19 protein-coding genes are annotated in these 23258 nt (G+C 43.8%); 2 read left to right on the top strand and 17 right to left on the bottom strand.

Features of this window, described 5'->3' with window-relative positions; genetic code table 11:
• Positions 1-12: 12 nt before the first annotated feature.
• The 12 genes from G613_RS0106175 to G613_RS0106120 form a co-directional block, all read right to left on the bottom strand.
• A complete protein-coding gene (locus G613_RS0106175; protein ID WP_029231826.1) occupies positions 13-765 on the bottom strand; it encodes an RsmE family RNA methyltransferase in 753 nt (250 codons plus the stop codon).
• Positions 765-1802 (bottom strand): 50S ribosomal protein L11 methyltransferase, encoded by a 1038-nt coding sequence (prmA, locus tag G613_RS0106170; protein ID WP_029231825.1) that lies wholly within the window; start codon positions 1800-1802, stop codon positions 765-767. The genes G613_RS0106175 and prmA overlap by 1 nt, the downstream gene beginning before the upstream one ends.
• A 106-nt stretch (positions 1803-1908) precedes the next feature.
• Positions 1909-3087, bottom strand: coding sequence for a molecular chaperone DnaJ (dnaJ, locus tag G613_RS0106165; RefSeq protein ID WP_029231824.1), 1179 nt, complete (start codon positions 3085-3087; stop codon positions 1909-1911).
• A 6-nt stretch (positions 3088-3093) separates the two neighbouring features.
• A complete protein-coding gene (gene dnaK, locus G613_RS0106160; RefSeq protein WP_029231823.1) occupies positions 3094-4977 on the bottom strand; it encodes a molecular chaperone DnaK in 1884 nt (627 codons plus the stop codon).
• Positions 4978-5168: 191 nt separating this feature from the next.
• Entirely contained in the window at positions 5169-5861 is a 693-nt protein-coding gene (gene grpE / locus G613_RS0106155; protein WP_029231822.1) for a nucleotide exchange factor GrpE, read from the bottom strand.
• 45 nt (positions 5862-5906) lie between these two features.
• Entirely contained in the window at positions 5907-6938 is a 1032-nt protein-coding gene (gene hrcA / locus G613_RS0106150) for a heat-inducible transcriptional repressor HrcA (RefSeq protein WP_029231821.1), read from the bottom strand.
• Positions 6939-7159: 221 nt separating this feature from the next.
• Positions 7160-7960 (bottom strand): cohesin domain-containing protein, encoded by an 801-nt coding sequence (locus G613_RS0106145; protein ID WP_029231820.1) that lies wholly within the window; start codon positions 7958-7960, stop codon positions 7160-7162.
• The gene (locus G613_RS19995) at positions 7950-12215 is read right to left on the bottom strand and encodes a S8 family serine peptidase (RefSeq protein ID WP_029231819.1); all 4266 of its coding nucleotides are present in this window, start codon (positions 12213-12215) and stop codon (positions 7950-7952) included. Before G613_RS19995 ends, G613_RS0106145 begins: the two co-directional genes overlap by 11 nt.
• A 330-nt stretch (positions 12216-12545) precedes the next feature.
• Positions 12546-13019 (bottom strand): DUF6465 family protein, encoded by a 474-nt coding sequence (locus tag G613_RS18540; RefSeq protein ID WP_029231818.1) that lies wholly within the window; start codon positions 13017-13019, stop codon positions 12546-12548.
• Positions 13020-13172: 153 nt separating this feature from the next.
• Entirely contained in the window at positions 13173-14360 is a 1188-nt protein-coding gene (locus G613_RS0106130) for a pyridoxal phosphate-dependent aminotransferase (protein WP_029231817.1), read from the bottom strand.
• A 108-nt stretch (positions 14361-14468) separates the two neighbouring features.
• Positions 14469-14675, bottom strand: coding sequence for a hypothetical protein (locus G613_RS0106125; RefSeq protein ID WP_029231816.1), 207 nt, complete (start codon positions 14673-14675; stop codon positions 14469-14471).
• A 101-nt stretch (positions 14676-14776) separates the two neighbouring features.
• The gene (locus G613_RS0106120) at positions 14777-15100 is read right to left on the bottom strand and encodes a hypothetical protein (protein WP_029231815.1); all 324 of its coding nucleotides are present in this window, start codon (positions 15098-15100) and stop codon (positions 14777-14779) included.
• Positions 15101-15363: 263 nt separating this feature from the next.
• Between G613_RS0106120 and G613_RS0106115 the strand changes: the two genes are divergently transcribed.
• Together G613_RS0106115 and G613_RS0106110 are read left to right on the top strand one after the other, a co-directional pair.
• Positions 15364-16341, top strand: a complete 978-nt coding sequence (locus G613_RS0106115) for a nucleoside hydrolase (RefSeq protein WP_029231814.1) — start codon at positions 15364-15366, stop codon at positions 16339-16341.
• Positions 16342-16355: 14 nt separating this feature from the next.
• Positions 16356-16943: an ECF transporter S component gene (locus G613_RS0106110; RefSeq protein ID WP_051151041.1), complete on the top strand. Its 588-nt coding sequence runs from the start codon at positions 16356-16358 to the stop codon at positions 16941-16943.
• Positions 16944-16999: 56 nt separating this feature from the next.
• On the opposite strand, the gene G613_RS0106105 is transcribed toward G613_RS0106110, so the two are convergent.
• Genes G613_RS0106105 through G613_RS0106085 form a run of 5 tightly spaced genes read right to left on the bottom strand, consistent with a single transcriptional unit; the run spans position 17000 to position 23258 of the window.
• Positions 17000-17644, bottom strand: a complete 645-nt coding sequence (locus tag G613_RS0106105) for an SDR family NAD(P)-dependent oxidoreductase (RefSeq protein ID WP_029231812.1) — start codon at positions 17642-17644, stop codon at positions 17000-17002.
• Between the two features lie 28 nt (positions 17645-17672).
• Positions 17673-19079, bottom strand: a complete 1407-nt coding sequence (locus G613_RS0106100) for an aldehyde dehydrogenase family protein (RefSeq protein ID WP_029231811.1) — start codon at positions 19077-19079, stop codon at positions 17673-17675.
• Between the two features lie 10 nt (positions 19080-19089).
• Positions 19090-20235, bottom strand: a complete 1146-nt coding sequence (locus G613_RS19455) for a tocopherol cyclase family protein (protein ID WP_029231810.1) — start codon at positions 20233-20235, stop codon at positions 19090-19092.
• 11 nt (positions 20236-20246) lie between these two features.
• The gene (locus tag G613_RS0106090) at positions 20247-21113 is read right to left on the bottom strand and encodes an SDR family NAD(P)-dependent oxidoreductase (protein WP_029231809.1); all 867 of its coding nucleotides are present in this window, start codon (positions 21111-21113) and stop codon (positions 20247-20249) included.
• Positions 21114-21128: 15 nt separating this feature from the next.
• A complete protein-coding gene (locus G613_RS0106085) occupies positions 21129-23258 on the bottom strand; it encodes an NAD(P)/FAD-dependent oxidoreductase (protein ID WP_029231808.1) in 2130 nt (709 codons plus the stop codon).

Genomic DNA, 23258 nt, shown 5'->3' with positions numbered 1-23258 from the left:
CACCAAATCTAATCAATTTTCAAGATGGTACATAAGCCAGGAGATAATCGTAAATCCCGCTGTCTCTGTACGTAATATTCTCTTTCCGAGCGTAATTGGCATTATATCATTTTCTCTGCAAAGGTCAATCTCCTGCTCGGAGAAGCCCCCTTCAGGCCCAATGAAAATAGCAATACTCTGCCCCGGCTCAATAGCATCAATAATACGCTTTGTCTCCTCTATTCCCTTGGCGTTCTCGTAAGGAATAAGCTTAACATCCATGCCCTTGGTAAACTCTACAGCCTGCTTCATTGTCATAGGCATGGTAACTTCAGGGATCACAGCTCTCTTACTCTGCTTGGCCGCAGCCTCGGAAATAGCCTGCCATCTCTTGATCTTACTTGCTGCCTTCTTTTCATCAAGCTTGACCACACATCTCTTGGTAGCCATGGGAACAATCTGAAATGCCCCAAGTTCTACTGCCTTCTGAATGATCAGCTCCATCTTATCCACCTTGGGAAGTCCCTGGAAAAGATATATCTTGGAGGGAAGCTCGTTTCCGGCCTCCTCTATAAAACAAAGCTTACCAATAACGCTTGAATCAGTAATTTCATCTATCTCGTAAAAAATCTCTTTGCCTGAATCATCATCCCTAATGCTTACAGAAAACTGCTCTCCCTTCTGCATACGAAGAACATTGGCTATATGATTAAAGTCATTTCCTGTAATCTCAACACTGCTATAGTCAGATGCCAGCTGAGAATTCTCAACAAAAAAGTGATACATCAGTTTTTCCTCGAAGTAATTGAAACCCAGTCGCCCTGATGGTGGATCTCCAGGATCTCAAGACCAGCATCAAGATGTGCCTTTTTAACCTCTTCCTCTTTGGTATTTATAATACCAGATGTTATGTAAATTCCGCCCTTCTTGAGCTGATTCATAATAACCGGAGTAAGCGGAACCAGAACGTTGGCGAGAATGTTTGCAACTACAATATCGTATTTATCATATCCCACAGTGTCCTGAACCTGCTTGTCATCAATTATATTACCGATCATCATGTCGAACTTGTCAGCTGCAATGCCGTTGTTCTCCATGTTCTCTTTAACCGCAGGAACTGCACACTTATCAAGGTCTGTTCCAACAGCGTGCTTAGCGCCAAACATAAGAGCAAGGATTGATAAAACACCGCTTCCTGTTCCCACATCCAAAAGCTCAGTCTCAGGAGTAACGTACTTTTTGAGCATTCTGATGCAGAGCTGAGTTGTCTCATGCATTCCGGTACCAAATGCTGTACCAGGGTCAATGTGAAGCACCATTGAAGCCTTATCCTGATCTTCAGAAGACTCCTTTTCCCAGGAAGGAATTACAAGAATGTCATCTATAAAAAACTTATGGAAATACTGCTTCCAGTTGTTGATCCAGTCGATATCCTCTGTGACATCCACAGAAATAGTGCCGTCACCGATATCCGAAAAGCTCTTAAGTTCATCAAGCTTTTCTCTGATGGCAGCCTGCATCTGTTCGGGAGTTCTCTTTTCCTTAACATACTCTCCCTCGTCATTAGGCAGCTCAACTGTCAGCACATTTTCATCATCAATCTCCAAAAAGAAATTGAGGTAGGCAATACCACTCTCGATACCGCTGTCCTTCTCATCAGGCTCAAGCTCAGGAGCATCGATAAACATCTGCTCCTTGTCAGCAGCTGAAAGAGGAGCATTATCTTCTATCTGTGCTCCCTCAAGGCCTATCTCCTCGAGATAACTTATAATAATATCTTCAGACTCTTCATTGGTTCTAACCCTGAATCTCATCCATTTCATAGCTGTCTTGCTCCATTTCTTATAAACGCGCAAATACTTCCGTAGTTAAATATACACTACTTTAACTACGGAAGTATAACATATCTGTCAAATATTTATGAACTTTTTACTTAAAAAGTCCTTTTTTCTTCTTGCCGCCACCGCCATTGTCAGGGCCCTTATCACCGGAACCCATTACGCGGTCAGCTGCTCCAAGGCTATCTCCTGTCTTCTCATCGAACTGCTTAAGAAGATCCTTGGCTTCCTTGGAAATTTTCTCAGGTATCTGAACTACAAGAGTTACATAGTGATCGCCTCTTGTATCCTTATCTCTAAGTGAAGGAACACCCTTTCCACGAAGTCTTACCCTTGTATCTGTCTGTGTACCGGGCTTAACATCATAAGCAACCTTACCATCAACAGTATCGATGATAACTGTGCCGCCGAGAGTAGCAATGGCAAATGACATAGGTACTACTGAATAGATGTCATAACCCTCTCTCTGGAAAATAGGATGATCTGATACAACGACCTCAACTAAAAGATCTCCTCTAGGTCCGCCGTTTACACCGGGCTCACCTTTTTCTCTGATCCTTACGCTCTGGCCATTATCTATACCTGCAGGAATTGTAACTTTGATTTTCTTCCTGCTTGCGATATATCCTGATCCGTGGCAATCAGTACACTTATCCTTGATTACCTTACCGGTACCGCCACATTCAGGACATGTCTGAACATTCCTTACTGTGCCAAAGAAAGACTGCTGTGTATAAACAATCTGTCCTTTACCACCGCACTTTGAACATGTCTGAGCAGAAGTTCCCGGCTTAGCTCCGGTACCATGACAAGTTGGGCATGGATCCTTGATAGTAAGCTCAAGCTCTTTCTCGCAGCCAAATACTGCCTCAAGGAATGTTATACGTACGCTTGCACGCAAATTAGCACCCTTGGAAGGGCCTGTTCTTGCTCCGCCTCTTGATCTGCCACCGCCAAAGAAATCTCCAAAGATATCGCCAAAAATATCGCCGAAATCAGCGCCATTGAAATCAAAGCCACCGAATCCGCCCTGGCCACCATCAAAGGCTGCATGACCAAACTGATCATACTGACGTCTCTTCTCAGGGTCGCTGAGAACAGCATAGGCTTCTGATGCCTCTTTGAATTTCTCTGCTGCAGAAGCATCGCCCGGATTCATATCCGGGTGGTACTTCTTGGCAAGCACTCTATATGCCTTTTTAATCTCGTCCTCGCTGGCGCCCTTTGCGACGCCAAGGACTTCATAATAATCTCGCTTCTGTTCTGCCATTTAGGATTAAACCTCTCTGTAGTCTCCGTCAACTACGTTGTCATCGCCAGCTGATGTGTTCTGAGAAGCACCGCCCATATCAGGGCCTGCGCCTGCACCCATGTTAGGACCTGCACCCTGAGCGCCCTGTACATTCTCATACATCTTAGCAAAGAGAGCCTGTGCATCGTTCATGAGCTTTTCTTTCTGGCTCTTGAGTGAATCGATCTCAGAATCTGAAAGTTCCTTATCCTTGGTCTGCTCAAGAAGATCCTTAAGAGACTTGATGTCGTCTTCTACAGTCTGCTTCTGAGAAGCGTCGATCTTGTCGCCAACTTCCTGGAGAGCCTTCTCTGTCTGGAATACGAATGAATCAGCATCGTTACGAGCATCGATTCCTTCTTTTCTCTTCTTGTCCTGAGCCTCATACTCCTGAGCCTCTTTAACAGCCTTGTCGATATCCTCGTCAGACATGTTAGAACCAGCTGTGATTGTGATGTGCTGCTCCTTGCCTGTTCCAAGGTCCTTAGCTGATACGTTAACGATACCGTTTGCATCTATATCGAATGTAACCTCGATCTGAGGTACTCCTCTCATTGCTGGAGGAATTCCATCAAGTCTGAACTGTCCAAGTGACTTGTTGTCCTTGGCGAACTGTCTCTCACCCTGAAGAACGTTGATATCAACAGCTGTCTGGTTATCTGCTGCTGTAGAGAATACCTGGCTCTTCTTGGTAGGAATTGTTGTATTACGCTCGATAAGTCTTGTAGCAACACCACCCATTGTCTCGATTGAAAGTGAAAGAGGTGTTACGTCAAGAAGAAGGATATCACCTGCACCGGCATCGCCTGCAAGCTTACCACCCTGGATAGAAGCACCGATAGCTACGCACTCATCTGGGTTAAGGCTCTTTGAAGGCTCATGTCCTGTAAGCTGTTTAACCTTCTCTACTACGCAAGGAACACGTGTTGATCCACCAACAAGGAGAACCTTTCCAAGGTCTGAGTTGTTAAGACCTGCGTCCTTCATAGCGTTCTGAACAGGGATAGCTGTTCTCTCAACAAGATCATGGATAAGCTCCTCGAACTTAGCTCTTGTAAGGTCTACATCGAAGTGCTTAGGGCCATCAGCGCCTGCTGAAATGAAAGGAAGGTTGATGTTTGTTGTTGTGGAAGAAGAAAGCTCCTTCTTGGCTTTCTCTGCAGCTTCCTTAAGTCTCTGCATAGCCATCTTATCGCCTGAAAGGTCTACGCCTTCCTTGTTCTTGAAATCCTGAACCATCCAGTTGATGATTGCCTGGTCGAAGTCATCACCACCAAGGTGTGTATCACCGTTTGTTGAAAGAACTTCGATAACGCCATCACCGATCTCAATGATTGATACATCGAATGTACCACCACCAAGGTCATAAACCATGATCTTCTGCTCTTTCTCGTTGTCAAGGCCATAAGCAAGTGCAGCTGCTGTAGGCTCGTTGATGATTCTCTTTACATCAAGACCTGCAATCTTACCAGCGTCCTTAGTAGCCTGACGCTGTGCGTCGTTGAAGTAAGCAGGAACTGTGATAACTGCCTCTGAAACTGTTTCGCCGAGATACTGTTCAGCATCAGCCTTAAGCTTCTGAAGAATCATAGCTGAAATCTGCTGAGGAGAATATTTCTTGCCATCAATTGTACGGCCACGGTCTGTACCCATGTCTCTCTTAATTGATGCGATTGTGTTGTCAGCGTTTGTAACTGCCTGACGCTTAGCTGGCTCACCAACGATTCTCTCACCGTTCTTTGTGAAAGCAACGATAGAAGGTGTTGTTCTAGCGCCCTCTGCGTTAGCGATAACTGTTGGCTTACCGCCTTCCATAACTGCTACGCAGCTATTAGTTGTACCAAGATCGATACCGATAATCTTACTCATTGTTTTTTCCTCCGTTATTTGAATAATATACAAATCATCGTCATATACGGATTGCTCCATTTCATTCTCGCAATCCTACATCCATTCGGAATCCGGCATATCTGCCTACTTCCTCATGTCTGTTCAGTCTTCAAGGTTTCAAATATATCCATGCAAGCATGTATATTTGAAACTTTGAATCCTTATATCACTCATGGTGTAACACCAACCATGCTATGTCTGAGCACGGTGTCGTGGAACATATATCCCTTTTGAAGTTCCTGTGCAACTATTCCTGATTCATACTCATCACTCTGAACCTGCATTACTGCGTTGTGAAGATTAGGATCAAACTCCTTACCCACAGCTTCAATAGGGGTTACTCCAAGATCCTCAAGCTGTTTCATAAGCTGCTTGTATATCTTGTTCATACCATCTGCGAAAGCTCCGTCCTTTTCAGCTTCAGGAACTGCCGCAAGACCTCTCTCAAAATTGTCTATGATAGGAAGAAGCTTCTCAAGGACATTACCCTGGCCCTGTTCAAACATCTGAGCCTTTTCCTTTTCTGTTCTCTTCCTGAAGTTATCGAACTCAGCCATCTGTCTCATAACTTTGTCGTTGAGTTCGTCAACTTTTTCCTTTAATGGATCTTTCTTTTCTTTCTTGGCAAAAGGATTCTTTTTCTTCTTCTCATCCTTGCCCTCAGCAGCCTCTTCAGGAGCCTCTACTTCCTCTGATTCTGCCTCCTGTACATCAGCCTCAGGTTCCTTGGCATCTGCTGCCTTCTCTTCAGGGTCCTTACTCTCAGCCTTCTCTTTAGCCTCAGCCTCAAGCTCTTCCATGATATTTTCAAGAACCTCTTCTTCCTGCTGGCTAACAGGTTTCTTGTTATCTGTGTTACTCAAATTAACTGCCTCCTAAAAATCTTTCTATATCAAAACGCGCTGACTCTAGTTCTTTTTGTACAGGTCGTCAAGCGCATGCCTCATATTCTTAAGTGTGGAGATTACCTTATCGTAATCCATTCTCTTAGGTCCGATGATTCCGACTGTACCCTTCATACCATCTCCAAGCTCGTAGGTTGCCGTAACAACGCTACAATCCTTCATGGCCTGAACCGGAGTCTCATTTCCTATATAAACCTGAATACCTGTCTCTTCACAATCAGCTGAAAGAGTTCCCTCTACGATACTGGACAAATCCTTGGTATCCTCAAAGGTACTGATCAGCTCGCTAGCCTTGGTAGAATCCGTAAGCTCGGGATACTTGAAAATGTTCATTGTGCCGCTTGTATAGATCTGAAGATCCTCGTCTGCTGTAATTGACTCAGCAGCTGCATCGATAACATTTCCGATAATCTCGCTGTGAATTCCGGCTTCCTGTTTGACTGCAGCGATAAGTCCCAAGTTGATATCCTCAACTGCAAGCCCATCCAGTCTGGTATTCATCAGGATGTTAAGCTTGAGCATTGTAGCATCATCAAGGACTTCATCAACCGGAATAATCTTGTTCTTGATAACATTACCTTCTATAACAATGGTTGCCAGAAGATGCTCATCATCAACCTTAGAAATCTGTATGAATTTAAGTTTGTTCTTCCTGATCTGAGGTGCTGAGATCATAGTGGCATAATTGGTATCAATTGCCAGGGTCTTGGCTACCTGCTTGAGGAGGTTCTCAAGTTTCTCCTCCTTATCAAGAAGCATTTCCTTCATGTTCTCAACTTCCTGTTCCTTGTCCCTTAGCATCTCATCTACATATACTCTGTAGCCCTGATCCGAAGGAATACGTCCGGCTGAAGTATGTGGCTGAAGAATAAGCCCCATCTCTTCCAGGTCTGCCATCTCATTACGAATGGTAGCTGAGCTAAGATTAAGGTCAGTATATTTGGAAATAGTTCTGCTGCCTACAGGCTCGCCTGTTTCCAAATAATTCTTAACTATGGCATGAAGTATTTTTCTTTTTCTAGCGTCTAATTCCATAAGCCCTTCCTCTGCATTCACCGGTAAAATTCATTGGAATGGTATATTTTTTGGAGTGTTAGCACTCACTCTATTCGAGTGCTAACATCTTCTGTATCATAAGTTATCACTCGTAAGCCCCCATGTCAACCATACATTTATAAAATATATGTGAATTGGTTTTACACGAAAAAAAAGAGGCCTGCAGATGCAGACCCCTATCCTTTATTACTTAATTATTATTAGCCAAAAATTCCAAAGAACTTTTTAACTTTGATTGAAACCGGGTTAGAGAAGTCTGAATAGATCTTGTCCTTGCCCTGCTTCTGGTATGCCTGAACCTTGTAGTAGTAAGTTGTGTTGTTTCTTAATGTAAGATCCAGATAGTATGTACCTGTTGTTGTAGCAACTGCGCTGTACTTACCATTCTTGGATGTTGAACGATATACAACGTATCCGTCTGCATTTGCATCCTTCTTCCACTGAACATTTACACCAAGAAGTGTCTGAGAAGCAGTTACGTTCTGTGGTGTAACAGGCTTAGGTCTACCAACATTTACTGTATCCTCAAGTACTACATCTGCAAGAATCTCTGTCTCTTCATTATCAAGAGTGAATACCTTAGTCTTAACAACTGTATCCTGATTCTCAACACCTGCATTTACCTTGAATGTAAGAGATAAAAGAGATCCCTTAACATTTTTAGCTGACTCATTTACGAAAGCATATGAAACGCCCTCTTCCTCACCAGCTACATATTCCTCATTGAAATCCTTTTCGTCGAAACGTACATCTCCCTTAGCCTTAACAAGTGTAAGTACCTCAGGATCAAAAGTTACTGCAACTCTACCATCGGAAACCTTTACTTTATTAAGATCAAGCTTGTAGGTAACAGTCTGATTTGTTGCCTTGCCTGATACACTTGCCTTTGTATGTACCGGTGCACTGTCAGCAGCATGTACTGTTGTTGCAGGCAGTCCAGTAAAAAGAATAAGTGAGGTCATTCCGAGAACGAATGCTCTTTTAATGTTCTTAATCATCATTCTCTCCTCCTTCTGTAGTCTCTTCTGAAGCTGCCTCTACAGATGCCTCTGAATCCTCTACACTAGTTTCTAAACTTGCTTCCTCTACAGAAGCTGTCTTTACCTTGTCAGTAATGTCAAAGAATACTTCACCTGCCTCATCATCAGAAGCTTCTTCAACTGCTTCATCTGCAGCATCATCAGATGCATCTACTGCGCTTGCATCTTCATCTGCAGCGTCGTTTTTACTGTTCAATGGAATAACAGTTACCTTAACATCAGCTGAAAGGTGGTTGCCCTTCTTGTCAGTAGCAAGTGTTGTAGCTGTTACTGTAGCTGTTCCTACCTTAACTGCAAGGATGTAACCATCCTCGTCAACTACTGCAACATCTTCATCTGAAGATGACCAAACTACAGCATCATAACCTTCAGCAAGCCACTTAGGACCAACTGTTGCCTTAACCTGTACCTGATAGTTCTGCTTAAGAGTAACTTCATCAGCGCTAAGAGTAATATCTGTTACGTACTTGGTATCAGCATGTCCTGTGTTGTTGAAGCGGTATACAGTTCCGTTGCAAGCGTAGTCAAAGAGCTCTACATAGAATACATCTTCTGGAGCCTTGATTGTTACAACTGCATCTGTATCCTTCTCAAGCTGATCAACTGCATATCTGCCGATGATCTCGCCTTCTCTGTCAAGAATAAGAGCTGCTGCTGTGTATCTGTTATCGTAAACTGTAAGCTCGTAGTTACCGTCTTCTGTCTTAACAGCATCTGTAAGAACTGGCTTGGTGTTATCGATAGCCATTGGTGTTGAAAGGTACATTCCGGCATTCTTAAGTGTGCTTGGATCTTCTACGTTATCGAAGTAGCTTGGAACTGCCTGGATTGTGATATCAACCTCAGTGCCATCCTCAAGAGGGTTACCCTCTAAGTCAGTGCCGGCCCACATAAGATCCTGCCACTGAATGTAGTTCTGCCACTGTCCGTTGTATGAGAATGCTGCGTAGTTCTCATACTCAGTATTCTTGAAGTAAACTTCTCCGGTACTCTTATCTGTAATTGTCATGATTACTCTGTTAGCATTTCTGATAAGTGAGTAATACTGACTTCCGATCATTGTTCCGTTCTCTGAGCTGATAGCATTTCTGTCTGCTACATATGCAGCATCATCTGCAAAGAGGTTAGGAACATAGTACATCTCGTTGCTTCCGCCGTATGGGAAGATTGACAGGAAGTTTGTCTTGCTGACTCCTGTGTATGTCTGAGGGTCGTAATCAGGGTTGTGTACATACTCCTCGAAGTCATAGTCCTCAAACATTGGTGAATCGCCCCAGTCTCCGTAGAAAGCAAGAAAAGGAACTGAAAGATCAACGTTACCATTTACATAAACGAAACCGTCTACATAGATACCATTTTCAAATCCTGCAAGATACTCTCTGTCTGCGTCTGAAAGTGAGATCTGAACATCAATCTTTGTGCTGTCATCTACACGAACAACCTCAAGACCAAGATCTGCAACATCTGACTTGCCCTTAAGTACCTTACCAAAGAGATATACGTCCTTGGTATTAACAACTCCGTCCTGGTTAAGGTCGAAGTAATCCTGATAAAGCTCAAGAACAGGATCCTCTACAGATCCGTTAACTGCCATAAGGAAGATCTTCTTATCTGTCTTATTAACTCTTCCGTCTCCGTTGAAGTCATATACAAGTGCTGTGTCATCTGCAGTAAGTGATACTACAGGGTTAAGCACATGTGATGTTCCTGCGAAGAATGTTACACCACTCTGCTCATAGAGCTCCTCAGTAAGAACTGAAGAATCAAGAACATAGTACTGAACATCATCTGTCAGGTTGTAAAGGTCAAAAGAGAAATTGTAATTGCCATTCTTTGCCGGGTCATCCCCAAGAACTGCCTTAACCTTACCGTCATTGCCTTCCTTGTCACCAACAAGAGCATAAACAGGAGTGGTTACCGCATTATATACATTTGCAAGACCTGCGCCCTGTGATCTTGGTGAGAACTCAGGAGCCTCAGGATCATTATCCTCGTGAAGAGGAATAGCTGTAGCCATCATAAGTGACTGAGCAAGAGTACGAACAGAAAGACCTGTCTTATCTGCAAGACCATTCTCACGAATGTACTGCTCTACAAGAGCACTCTGACCTGAAATAGAAGGAGCAGCCATTGAAGTACCACTCATGAGGCCATAAGTACCATTGTCTCTTGTTGAGTAGATATTTCCACCAGGTGCTGTAATCTCAGGCTTAAGATCAAGAGTTCCTGGAACACCGTATGATGAGAAATCACTCATTGTGTAACCATCAGCTGTATCAGTCTTAACACCGATCTTTGATGTTACTGTGATTGTTCCAGCAAATGCTGTATCAGAAATCTGCTCTGCACCTGAAGCAATGAGCTCAGCATCAGCAAGTGTGATTGATACACAAGGGATAACAGCTGTGCTTCCCTGAAGTGTCATGCTGATTGTACCAGGCTGGTTGTTGTAGATAACAACTGCCTTAGCGCCTGCAGCTTCTGCATTCATCTGTTTCTGACCGAATGTGATAGCACCACGCTGAACAAATACGATCTTATCTGTAACATCAACACCCTCGTAGTCCTCAGGCTCACCCTTTGCTGCAAGAAGAACGAATGGATACTCTGTTCCATCGCCGTTTACATCAAGAGTCTCGAACTTAGGAGCAAGTGTTTCATTACCATCGCTGTAGAAGATAGCCTTGCCATCTGCTGTTGCGAAGTAGTTACCAACAAGTCCGCTGTTAACAGCACTTGCTACAGTAAGAGCGTTTGTATAAGATCCCGGAGATCCTACTGTATCCTGGTTAACATCCTTGCTAAGGTTTACGCCGTATGTTGTATCATCAGCCCAACGTCCTGAGTTACCTGCTGAGATAGATACTACGGTGCTTGTACCCTCGAGCTTTTTGAATATCTCGTTGATATACTCTTCAGAATCTGAAGAATAACCGGCTGCACTTGAACCAAGTGAAAGGTTAACTACGTCAGCCTTAAGAAGAAGAGCATCCTCGATAGCTGCCATATAGTCATCACTGTATGCACCGCCATTTGTACCAAATACCTTCATGGTAATGAGCTGTGCGTCTGGAGCGATACCAACTACGCCAACTTCCTGTCTTGAGTAGCCTGTCTCAGAAGAAGCATTAGGAACATAGTAGTTAGCTGTTGAGATACCAGATACGTGTGTACCATGGTCGCCCTCTTCGTCATTGTCATGTGTTACGTCAAGATTCTTGTCTACATAGTTAAATGCGAAAGGAATCTTCTCATTGATATAAAGCTCATCGGCTGAAACGCCTTCGCTTCTCTGTGCAACATTAAGATTAGGAAGAACTGCTGCGATTTCTTCTGCTGAAAGAAGATTGTAATCTGCAACACTCTTGCCTGCTGCCTCTGCAGTCTCCTCAAGGTGAGTCTCAAAGGCACCTGCATCAAATGATGGGTGATCTGAATCGATACCTGTATCGATGATAGCAATTCTTGTGCCTGCTCCTGTATATCCTGCAGCCCAAGCAGTATAGCTTCCAACCATATCACCTGATGTGATGGTCATTGGCTCTGCAGTTGTCTGTGGATCATACTTCTGAGCAACATATACAGCAGCAACACCCTCAACATCTACGATATTATCAATATCTTTGTAAGCAACGTCTGCTGATACAGCGTTTGTAATGATTGAAAGATTGTAGTTAACGTCAAGTTCTTCACCATCAAGAACTTCCTCTTCAATCTTCTCGATTGTCTCTTCCTGCTCAGCAATAATGCTCTCAGAAAGGTTCATAGCAGCATCGTTCTCTGCAAGATTCTCTGTGTCAAAGCCCTTATCAAGGACAGCATCGCCTTCCATTACGATGATGACACGAGTCTGCTCATCTGGATCCTTTTCCTCTACAGGAATATCTGTCTCTTCTCCAGCAAGAGAATCAACCAGTTCTCCAAGTCCTTCCTCTACAGGATCAACCTCCTCGAATAAAGGAGCTTCTGATTCTTCAGCTTCTTCAGCCACTTCTGACTCAGCATCTTCACTTACAGAAGCTTCTTCAGAAGATTCTGTAGCTTCTTCTTCCTCAGCGGTTTCAGCGTCGTCGCCAAAAAATACGACTTCTTCTTCGCTTACGGAAAGAACTGCGTCATCCCCAGCAGTAGCTGATGCAGTGACTACATTCGTCAGTGCAAAAGTTGCACTAAGAATCACTGACAGCACCCTTGCGGGTCCAACTTTTCTTTTCATACACATTTCCTCCACTTAATATTTATAAAAAGTGCTTTTAAAAAGGCACATTTTATCAGCTTTACGTAATAGTCTGACAAAACTAATTCGGTTTAAAGCGCCGCCCCATTAACGCTTTTAATCGCTAAAGTATTTAGGGTAAAAAAAATAGACATTTATTAATCTGTCTACTGTATATCTAGTGTAAATTCGATATTAATTTTAGTCAAGAAAATATTAACAAATTATAAATAAAATCTAAAGAAAAAAAGTTATAGTTTCCTATAAGAAATAAGAAAGCCTCGGATAGTTGCTGAGCAGCCATCCGAGGCAATATCTCTAAAAAAATTATTATAAACCGTAGTTTCCAAGTTCCTTGTCGTTAACAACGAAGTAAACTGTGTTCTCTTCAGGTTTAACATAAAGATCCAACTTCTTGATATCTGCAACATTCTTGCCCATATCAAACTGATAAACGTTCTCAGCATTCTCTTTAAGAGTATCGAATGTAACGTTCTTGTCAGCATACTGAAGTACAATGTTGGTCTTAATAGCTTCTGTAGCTGCCTTTGTAGCTGCCTTCTTAGCAGGTGCCTTCTTAGCTGCTGGTTTCTTAGCTGCTTCTTTCTTGGCAGGTGCTGCTTTCTTAGGCTCAGCCTTCTTAACTGCAGGCTTCTTAGCAACCTTAGCAGGTGCCTTCTTAACTGCAGGCTTCTTTACAGGCTCAGCAACCTTCTTAACTTCAACATTCTTTGTTTCTGTAACTACTGGTGTCTTAATTGCTGCAACAGGCTTAACTGCTGCTGTCTTCTTAGCTTCAGCCATCTTATTTTCTCCTCCTCAGAAAAAAAATCATAATGATTTATGTAGCTCGTTAAAACAATAAAGTGGTTTACGAAATAGAGTTTACACCTCTTAATCCGCATTGTCAACGCATTCACGTGCAAAAAGAGAAGCTTGATTCAGTTATAATGCGGATTATCTGTACACCTCATTTACAAACTGCCTTAATCTGACCATTGCGCGCTCTACCTTTTCTGTATCTATGCAATAAGCCATTCTAAAGAAGCCCGGAGCTCCAAAACCGTCTGTAGGAACGAAGATCAGGTCGTAGTCCTTGGCCTTTTTGCAGAATTCGATTGAGCTCTCCTCAAGAGCCTTAGGCATAATATAGAAAGTTCCGCCTGGCTTAACCACAGTAAATCCAAGGTCAACCAGTGTATCGTAGATAATGTTCATATTGGTTTCATATACAGAAAGATCTGCTGTCATGCCGCAAACCTTGGCAACCGCCTGCTGAATAATAGAAGGTGGACAGTTGTGTCCTGTTCCTCTTGAAATCTGTCCGCACATAGGAACAATGTACTCTGCGCCGTCGCAGGCAGGATTAACCGCAACATAACCAATTCTTTCTCCGGGAAGTGATAAGGACTTGGAAAAAGAATAACAGCTAAGTGTATTGTCGTAGAACTTGGAAACATAAGGCGCGTCTGCTCCCTTGAAGACAATCTCTCTGTATGGTTCATCAGACAAAAGATAAATCGTATGGCCATACTCCTTGGACTTATCAGTAAGTATCTGAGCAAGTCTTGTGAGTGTCTGTGTGGAATAAGCAACACCTGATGGATTGTTTGGAGTATTAACGAGAACTGCCATAACCTTCTCGTTCATCATCTCCAGAAACTTATCAAAGTTGATCTGGAAACTCTCAGTATCAGCAGGAACCACGCTAAGCTTAAGTCCTGCACCTGTGATGTATGGACCGTACTCAGGGAAATATGGAGCAAAGGCAAGAACCTCATCTCCCGGCTCTGTAACAGCACGAACAGCATGAGCTATCGCACCAGCGGCACCGGTTGTTGGGAAAATATGCTCAGGACCATAGTTCATTCCAAAGCGCTCATTCAGAGACTTTGCAATCTCTTCCTTGTAGAGCGGATTACCAAGACTTGGTGTATATCCGTGAAGAGTCATTGTATCCTCGTTCTCAAGAAGTCTTATCATCTCATCGGTAAACTCCTTAGGAACAGCAACACTTGGATTTCCAAGACTAAAATCAAAAACATTTTCATAGCCGATTTCTTTTCCCCTTGCTGTAGCGTATTCTGACAGCTCACGGATAACCGACTTAGCGCCTAACATCTTTTTGTAGCTTTCGTTGATCATACCTCTCCTCCATTACCCTTTTATATTTGCCGATTATTATAGCATAGAAAAAGGAACTCAAAAATGATTGAGTTCCTTTTTTATCATTATTCTTATTATTCTTTTAATTTAGAAGCTAAAGCTCTTACCTTCAGGATTGGTCTTATCCTTCTGAAGTGTATCAACCTTTCCTGCCGCAGCAACCATACCAAGGTCATCATCTGAAAGAACCTGTGCTTTTGGGTAGCGCGAGTCTACATCTGCGATAACATCTGCAAGATCACTGTTCTCTGCAAACTTCTGAAAATCGAATAATCTTGATAATTTCTTTTCCATATAAGTGCCTCCTAAAATTTATAATTCCATTGCGTTTGTATTTTTCTTCTCACTTATTTATACGAGCGCAAAAGAATTATGGCAAAACTTTTTAATAAAAATTATCCCTCGTCCTCATCAAGGCCGATGTGCTCAAAGAGATACTGTAAAACATCCGGTGTGAACTTTCTGGCCTTGAAGGCTACAGACTTCTTGCCATCCTCTTCCTTATCTTCACGGACACCCTCAGCATACATGATCATTGTCTCGGCAACTATAATTACATCCCTACCAACAAGATCCGGGATACGCTTATCTACAGTAATAGCTATGCCCAGAGGGCTGATATTCTTGACCTGACCATAATACTTGTTAAGTGTTTCCTTATCAACAATTACGCTGTTTGCCAAAAACTCTACTCGATTGATCGTTCTGCGTTCAAACATGTCCTTCCCCTCTCCCGGTTAGTTTAGTCTTACTTATATTTTATATTCTATCATTTTATCAACAATAATGATTACATAATTTAAAAAAAGTTGCATTATCAAAAAACTCATTGTATAATTCCTAAGCGCTATAAACGACAGTTCATTTGTACCTTCCTGTCGCTAAACAAAACCAGGACTGCATAGGAATTATTATGATTTTTTTGTGTGGCTCTGCGTTTTCGCAGAGCTTTTTTTATGCAATTTTGCAGATGGAGTTTTTAATGAATAAGGTAATTATTGATTGCGATCCCGGAATTGACGATTCCCTGGCCATAATGCTTGCCTTAAACAGCCCAGAGATCGAAGTGGTTGGAATCACAATAGTAGCAGGTAATTCACCGGTAGAGCTTGGCTTTAAGAATGCCAAAAAGGTATTAAGCTTTTTGAACAGACTTGATGTCCCTGTTTACGCAGGAGCAGACAGACCAAGAGTAAGAGATTATGTAAATGCTCTTGATACCCACGGCGAAGATGGCCTTGGAGAGAGCTTCCTTCCTGATATAGAAGGTCAGGAAATCCCCGAAAAGTCTGCGGTTTCATTCATGAGGGAAACACTTAAAACCGGTGATGTATCCGTAATAGCCCTTGGACCTCTTACCAATCTGGCAAGACTTATTGATGAAGACCTTGATGCCTTTCTTAGTATCAAGAGGCTGGTTTCCATGGGCGGCAATTTCAGAAGCCACGGAAACTGCTCTCCTGTTGCAGAATACAACTACTGGGAAGATCCTGACAGCGCAAGGCTTGTCTTTGACACACTCTATGAGCACCAGGGCCGCATCGAAATGGTAGGTCTTGATGTCACAAGAGAAATCGTCCTTACTCCTGATATCCTTCAGGAGATGAAAAGAGTTAATCCCAAGGTGGGCGATTTTGTTGAAAAGATTACCTGGTTCTACTTTAAATTCCACTGGGAGTGGGAGCACATAAGAGGCTGCGTCATAAATGATCCTTTGGCAGTTGCTCAGTTCTTAAATCCTGCAATATTAAACGGATTTGAGGCCTTTACCCAGGTAGAAACCGGCGGAATCAGCCTTGGACAGACTGTTGTGGATTCAATGGGATTTTATCGCAAGGAAAGCAATGCAATTATCTACACCGATGTGGATAAGACTACCTTCTGGGAAATGTTTCTGACTAGAATACTTGAAATAGAACTGGCGCAGTGCAAAGAAATCTTTGCCAAATACATATACTGATTAGGAGAATGAAAATGAAAATCGACATTAAGAAAATGACTTTTGTTGCTATCGCGGTAGCAATCAACATTGTAGGAAGTAAGCTTGCTCTTTTACTGAGCCTTCCAATCTTCCTTGACAGTATCGGAACCATGCTTGCAGGTATCGCTCTTGGCCCTGTAGCAGGCGCTCTCGCTGCTCTTGTTGGCGGCCTTATAAACGGCGTCCTCGGCGATATCTATGCAATCTACTTCTCACTTAGCGGAGTTCTCATGGGTGTTCTTGCAGGACTTCTCATGCACGGCAAGAAGAACAAGCCAGTTTCAATCATCTGGAAAACACTTCTTATCACACTTCCTGCATCAGCTCTTTCAGCATGCATCGAGACCTTCCTCTTTGGTGGAATCACTTCCGCAGTAGTAACTACCTTTATTATCCAGGCTCTTTCACAGACAGCATTAAAGCTCTTCGGAAGCGCCTTTCTTACACAGGCAGTTACAGACTACATCGACAAGTTCATCGCCATCGTACTTGTTGTAGTCAGCATGAAGCACCTTCCTTACGAACTTACACACTTTGCCAAGGCAGAAGCTTCAAATAAAGAAGAAAAGAAAGCTGCTTAATAGCTAGGAATAATAAATCTCCGGTGCCATATCACCTGGCATCGGAGATTTTTCTTTTACCATATAAATTTGGATCTTAGCTGCTCACCGTTATCTATGAGCAGGTCCTGTCCCGTCATACTCTTATTAACATTGGTCAAAAAATATGTGAAGTCCGCAATTTCCTCGGCCTGCGCCCATCTGTGAAGAAGAGTCTCATCAAGGCACTGCTCCATGAGATTTGGATCATCCATGATGTGGGCATTTAGCGGAGTATACACCCCTCCTGCAGAAATACTGTTGGAGGTTGCACCAAACTTCGCAAGGCGAAGGGCTGCATTCTTCATATAAGTAACTACGCCGCCTTTACTTGCTGCGTATTCCGGAAACTCTGCTCCGTTGGAGGCACTTGAAGATGCCATAAACAGCACGGAATGAATCTTGTCCTGGAATGCGTACTTCTCAGTAACAGCAATTGTAGCTGAAAGGTTAGTCTCGATTACATCCGTTCCTTCCTGAATCCCCGCGTTGTTAATAAGGACTTCCACTCCGTCAATATCCGGCAGCTGCCCTTTTATATCCACAAGCATATGAGTGTAGGTCGGCGCCTTGAACTCACTATCCGTAACGTCAAAGCCTATAACCTCATGGCCCATCTCTATGTATTTTTTGACACAGGCAAGCCCTATTCCGCGGCTTGCTCCAGTAATTAGTATTTTCATGAAGCTAGTATAGCATACTTATCAGGTTTTATCTCTCAACAAACCTGATGACTTTTTCCTTCCATATGTTATTGTAGGGATGCTCTCTCAGAGACAAGTTTGCTCTGGTGGAACCTATGAGCACTGTTGAAGGATGGGTAAACTCTCTAAAGCCCCACTCTCCGTGATATGCTCCCATTCCTGAATGTCCCGTGCCGTTAAAGGGCGCGTTTTTAACCATCATATGAAGGCATACCTCATTGATACATCCGCCGCCGTATTGCATTCTCTGCATGGCCTTCTTGGCCCAGGCAACATTCTTCGTAAAGATATAGAGAGACAAACCGTGATGTCTTCTGTTGATTGTATCAAGCAGTCCCTCAATCTTGTCATCTTCATATACAACAATAGGAAGAAGTGGGCAAAATAGCTCCTTCTGAACGATATCTTCATTAATATCCACAGGATAAATAATGGTAGGCTCAAATCTGAGGGTCCCAATATCACCGTTTCCGCCTAATATGATCTTTGCGCGATACTCATTAGCAATATCCTGACATTTCTTGTAGGCCCCTTCATTTATAAGATGCGGATACTCAGGATTATCAAGTGGATGCTCGCCAAGCTGCCTCTTAAACTCAGACTTAAGAGCATTCAGAAACTCTTCACTTATTTCCTTGGCAACAGCCACCTGATTTACATTAAGACATATCTGCCCTGCATTAAGGGCCTTGAAGAAGGCAACCTTCCTTGCAGCGTCCCTTATGTCGGCATCTTTCCTTACTATGCACCAGTTTCCGTTCTCTCCGCCAAGTTCCAGGCAGGTTGAAGTAAGGTTCTGGGCAGCACACTCAAGAACATGGATACCAACCTTCGGCGATCCCGTATAGAAAATCTTGTCAAAGGGCTGATTCAGACACATGTCAGCCACATCGTGTCCGCCGTCAATAAGCGTCACATACTCTGGATCAAAGGTCTCCTCGATCATTTTTTTCATTGCCGCAGTACAATTTACAGACTTGGAGCTGGACTTTATAACCGCAGTATTTCCTGCAGCCAAGCTAATAGCCAACACTCCAAGGGATAAAAATACCGGAAAATTGAAGGGGCTTATGATCAGCGATACTCCGTAAGGCATCTTGTAGACCTTGGTAATAATACTTGGGAAGCAGTGAATTCCACTAAAATGAGTCTCAGGTTTAGCCCACTTCCTGAGGTTTTTTATCATCTCATTTACTTCCTGAAGGAGGCTTCCAATGTCGCAGAAATACGCTTCCAGAGTAGCCCTACCCAGATCATCGTGAAGAGCCTTTTCAAGTTCATCCTGATGCTCGATTACGGCCTGCTTGAGTTTTCCCAGCTGGCTCAACCTAAATTCGATATCAAGGGTTTTACCTGATAAAAAGAACTCTCGCTGATCCTCAACAATTTTCTTTACAGTTTCGTCAGTGTACATTCGGTTTCTCCTATGGCTCGCAGTAAACACCATACTCGCAGCCTATGCCCTCTGCAATTACCTCATCTATCAGTTCTTCTTTAAATCCAAACAAAGATCTCTTGTAAAGCTTAAGAACTCCCTTTCCCGTTCCGCCATTCCACAGCCTGTTGTGCCTCTTGTAGCCTGTTGGCGCCTCATACCTGATATTAAGCATCTCGCTCTTTTTGCATCTAACCTTGGTCTCAAGCTTAGCAGTTCTTGTCACCTGGACCACATGCCAAATGATCTCATTCTGAGTTTCCCGGCAATCGAATTTGGTTCTTGACAGGGTCCAGAACTTGGAGAAATTAAACTCGTAGTCCTTGCCCTCATAATAAAACTCACCAAGAAGCTTTCTGTTAAGTGCCAGGAAAAAGATCTTGGGCCGGCCGCCGCCAATCTCGAAAACGCTGTTTGTCAGCTTCTTACCCGTCACTTTACTGGTCAGATTATTGGAAGAAAGCCATACCCAAGGGCTGGTGAAATCTCCGCCCCAGTTCTTGTCCGAATAACCATTACAGGTTTCCGGTTTCAAAAGATATTTCTCTCCGTTAAGAACAATCTCACCCGAGAATACACTCTTCATGCCCTCTGCATGCCAGAACATCTCAAAGGCATTGATTGTTCTAAAGAACTTGCTGGCGCCGTAGCCCACATGGAAAGCCACTTCTTTTTTGATATCAAAATCCCAGCTCATCTCCCCGGCATCGCTCATCCATTCTGGGTGAGCATTTACCTCTTCCTGGGTAACTTTGATGTTTCCTTTCGTGTGTGTTTCACCACACTCACAATCATCGGCCTTTACACTGTATGGCGCATCGGCATGAATCTCAACATCATTCAGGGAAAAGAACCTGTGGAGCTGCCCATGATCTTCACCCCAGAAGCCTGCGTTTACCATCAGGTACGAAGGTCTTATTCCCTTTTTCTGTTTATCAGGATCGTTCCAGACTATAACCGGGTCCTTTTCGGCCAGTGCAGGATTACAGGTAAAAAACTCCACATAAAAAGCCTTCTTTTCTCCGGTTTTTTCGTTCTCGGCTGTCATTGAATGCCACCACCAGTCGTACCCTCTTTTGGCAAGAGGACCCTTAAGCATCCACTGATCCCTTGTTATATCATGTATATTTCCCATTATTATCCCCTTTAATCTTTAATCTTATCTGCAAGTTTCAGATCCAGAGCAGCCTTCTTTTCAAGGAATTTCTTAAGTCTTCTTTTCTCAATACCCCAGTATACGCCCTTTACAGGAGGAATCGTATTCATAAGGAGCTTGGAAGGCTTAAATACTTTGCAGGGATAAATATGTTTTTTGGCCTTTTCAATACCATCCAGCATACGATCAGCCACCACATCAACCTTCTGCATTGGGAATGGATGGCCCACATCAATTTCTCCTGCTCCAACCTTAAAGAAGTTCGTAGCTGTTGAAACAGGATAAACAGCAGTAAGCTTGAGATTCTTAGGTGCCTCGAGTCTAACCGCCTCCTGGAAGCCCTTCATGGCAAACTTAGTGGCAGCATACAGGGTATAGCCCGGAATTGCCATCTCGCCCATGGCGGAAATAGTGAACACCATATGTCCCTCTCTGCCGTTTAAGTGTTTAAGGTACTTGGTGTAGGTGTAAATCGGTGAAATCGTATTAAGGTTAAAGATATTCTGGATTCTTTCCCAGTTTACGTAGTCAAACTTCTCGTAGTAGGGAGCGCCGGCGTTGGCAATCAGGATATCGATCTTGCCAAAAAGAGCCTCTGCCTTAGCTATCAGATCATCAACACCCTCTCTGGTGCTGACATCGCAGTTATAAAGAGTTACATTATCACCGTACCCTGTGAGCTTTTCGATGGTTCTGCTGCAGGCAAGAATCTTATTCTTCTTTTCGGGAATGCACAGTCTGTCCAGCACCTCCTTGCCGATTCCGCTGGAAGCTCCTGTGATCACGATTGTTTTCCCTGACAGGTGCCTCATCTTTTTCCTAAGATGCATTTCAGTAACAGCATTTTTACTATCCATTTTTCTCCCCCACCTCTACTTTATTTTCATTACTGTGTCATAGGCGCTGTGACAGGCGCTTGCAATATTGCCGCTTGACCGCGCATCGCCTACGGAATATACATTTTTGGCTCCCACTTCCTTGAAGTTCCCTACAAGGCCACTATCGGGAGCAACTCCCATTGCCAGAACTACGTAGTCCCCCGGAATCGTATCCTTTCTTCCGGACTTAAGGTCCTGAGCAATAACCCCATTATCCATAACAGAGCACAGCTTCGTACCTGTCATGAAAAGAGCTCCATAGGGCTTTATCTTTTCCATGGCATCGTCAACCAACTGGAACCAGGCTCCCGGCGCAACCTCCGAGGCCATTTCAAGTACCGTTACGTCGTTTTCGTTTTTGCAAAGAGCCTCTGTTACTTCCAGTCCTGTCATTCCTGAGCCGACCACAACAACCTGTTTGCCGGAAATCTTCGTTTTCCCCAGGAGAACCTCAGGAGCTTCCACCACATTTTTCCTGGTGATTCCCGGTATACTTGAAGGTCTTATGGGCGTTCCGCCTGTGGCAACGATTATTATTTCCGGATTTGATGCCTTCATGTCTGAAACACTTATATTCTTGCCCTCATATACTCTTTCAGGATTAGTATGCTTATCCTCGGTGATTTCCACGCCCAGATGGATCCTGGCTCCGGCCTTTTCCGCCGCTGTCTTAAGGTCCTCAATGCACCAGAAGAGCCTTTCCTTGTCAGGGCCTGCTGCCGCTGCAATTACCTGCCCTCCACACTTTTTGGACTTCTCGTACACATCTACTTCAAAGCCTCTAAGAGCCATGGTCTTGGCCGCTGTAAGTCCTGCCGGGCCTGCTCCTATCACAACTACTTTCCTGCCCTTTCCGTCCTGAGGCATGTTAAAATATGCTCTCTCCTTGCCAATGGACATGTTGAGGGCGCATTCTCCGGGCTGTCCCTTTCCTGCATTAGTCATAAAGGATCTGATACAGTTAAGGCATCCGATACACCTCTGAATATCCTCGGGGTGCCCCTCCTTGGCCTTTCTGGCCCAGTGAGGATCACAAATAAAGGTTCTGGCCGAAGCCACAAAATCCTGATAGCCCTCCTCCAGCTGTTTTTCAGCCTGCTCCGGAGTTCTTATTACATTGGCTGCGATAACAGGAATACTTACAGTCTCCTTAATTGCCTTCGCCAGATACTTTCTCCAACCCGGCTCATAGGTTGTCGGCTCAAGCCAGCAGTTGTAAACATCGTAGTTTGCGCTGGATACATTTATCGCATCTACTCCAAGCTCTTCAAGGCGCTTGGCAATTCTTTTACCATCTTCCAGATTGTAGCCCACATCAGGCTTTCCGATCCGGGCATACATTTCATCAACAGATAGTCTCACCATCAAAGGATAATCCTTGCCGCAGCGCTCCTTGATTCCAACCACGATCTCCTCAAGAAATCTCATGCGATTCTCGAAGTTTCCGCCGTATTCATCGGTTCTCTGGTTTGTGTAGGGTGACAAGAACTGCTGCAAAAGATATCCGTGGGCCGCGTGAAGTTCCACGGCGTCAACATCAGCTTTTTTGCACCTCTCGGCAGCATCTATAAAGTCGTTTATAAGGGCCTTTATCTCCTTTTTGCTCATTTCGTGAAGTCTTGCTGCTCCGTGGGGCGCAAGAGGGCACTTTGAAGGGGCCTGGACGGAAAAACAGATTCCTTTTTCCTCCATGCCAAGAAGAAGCGGCGTGCACTTGTATATTAAATTCATTACCTTGGGAAAACAGTTCGCCATTGGGATAACCAAAGGCAAAGAATTAATAGAACTGGCAAGGCCCTGCCTTCCTGCATGATGGAGCTGAATTGCCAGCTTGGCTCCATGACTGTGAATGCGGCTTGCCATCTGCCTCATAGGCTCAATATGATAATCATGGCTCATAGAGAGCTGCGTATAGGTTGCAGCTCCCGCCATGTCATTAACCCTGCATATTCCGGGGATAATAAGGCCAACACCACCTTTGGCCCTTTCTTCGTAGTAATCGGACAGTCTCTGTGTAACCTTGCCGCTGGGCTCTCCCAGACTGAATTCTGCGGCACACATAACTAGCCTGTTCTTAACTTCCATGGTTCCGATCTTCATAGGTGAAAATAGGCGCTCGTACAT

Origin of the sequence: Butyrivibrio sp. VCB2006 (assembly GCF_000420945.1) — a bacterium.
Classification (GTDB): Bacteria; Bacillota; Clostridia; order Lachnospirales; family Lachnospiraceae; genus Butyrivibrio.
Note: the sequence above shows the minus strand (reverse complement) of the source record. Positions and strands in the feature narration are given on the sequence as shown.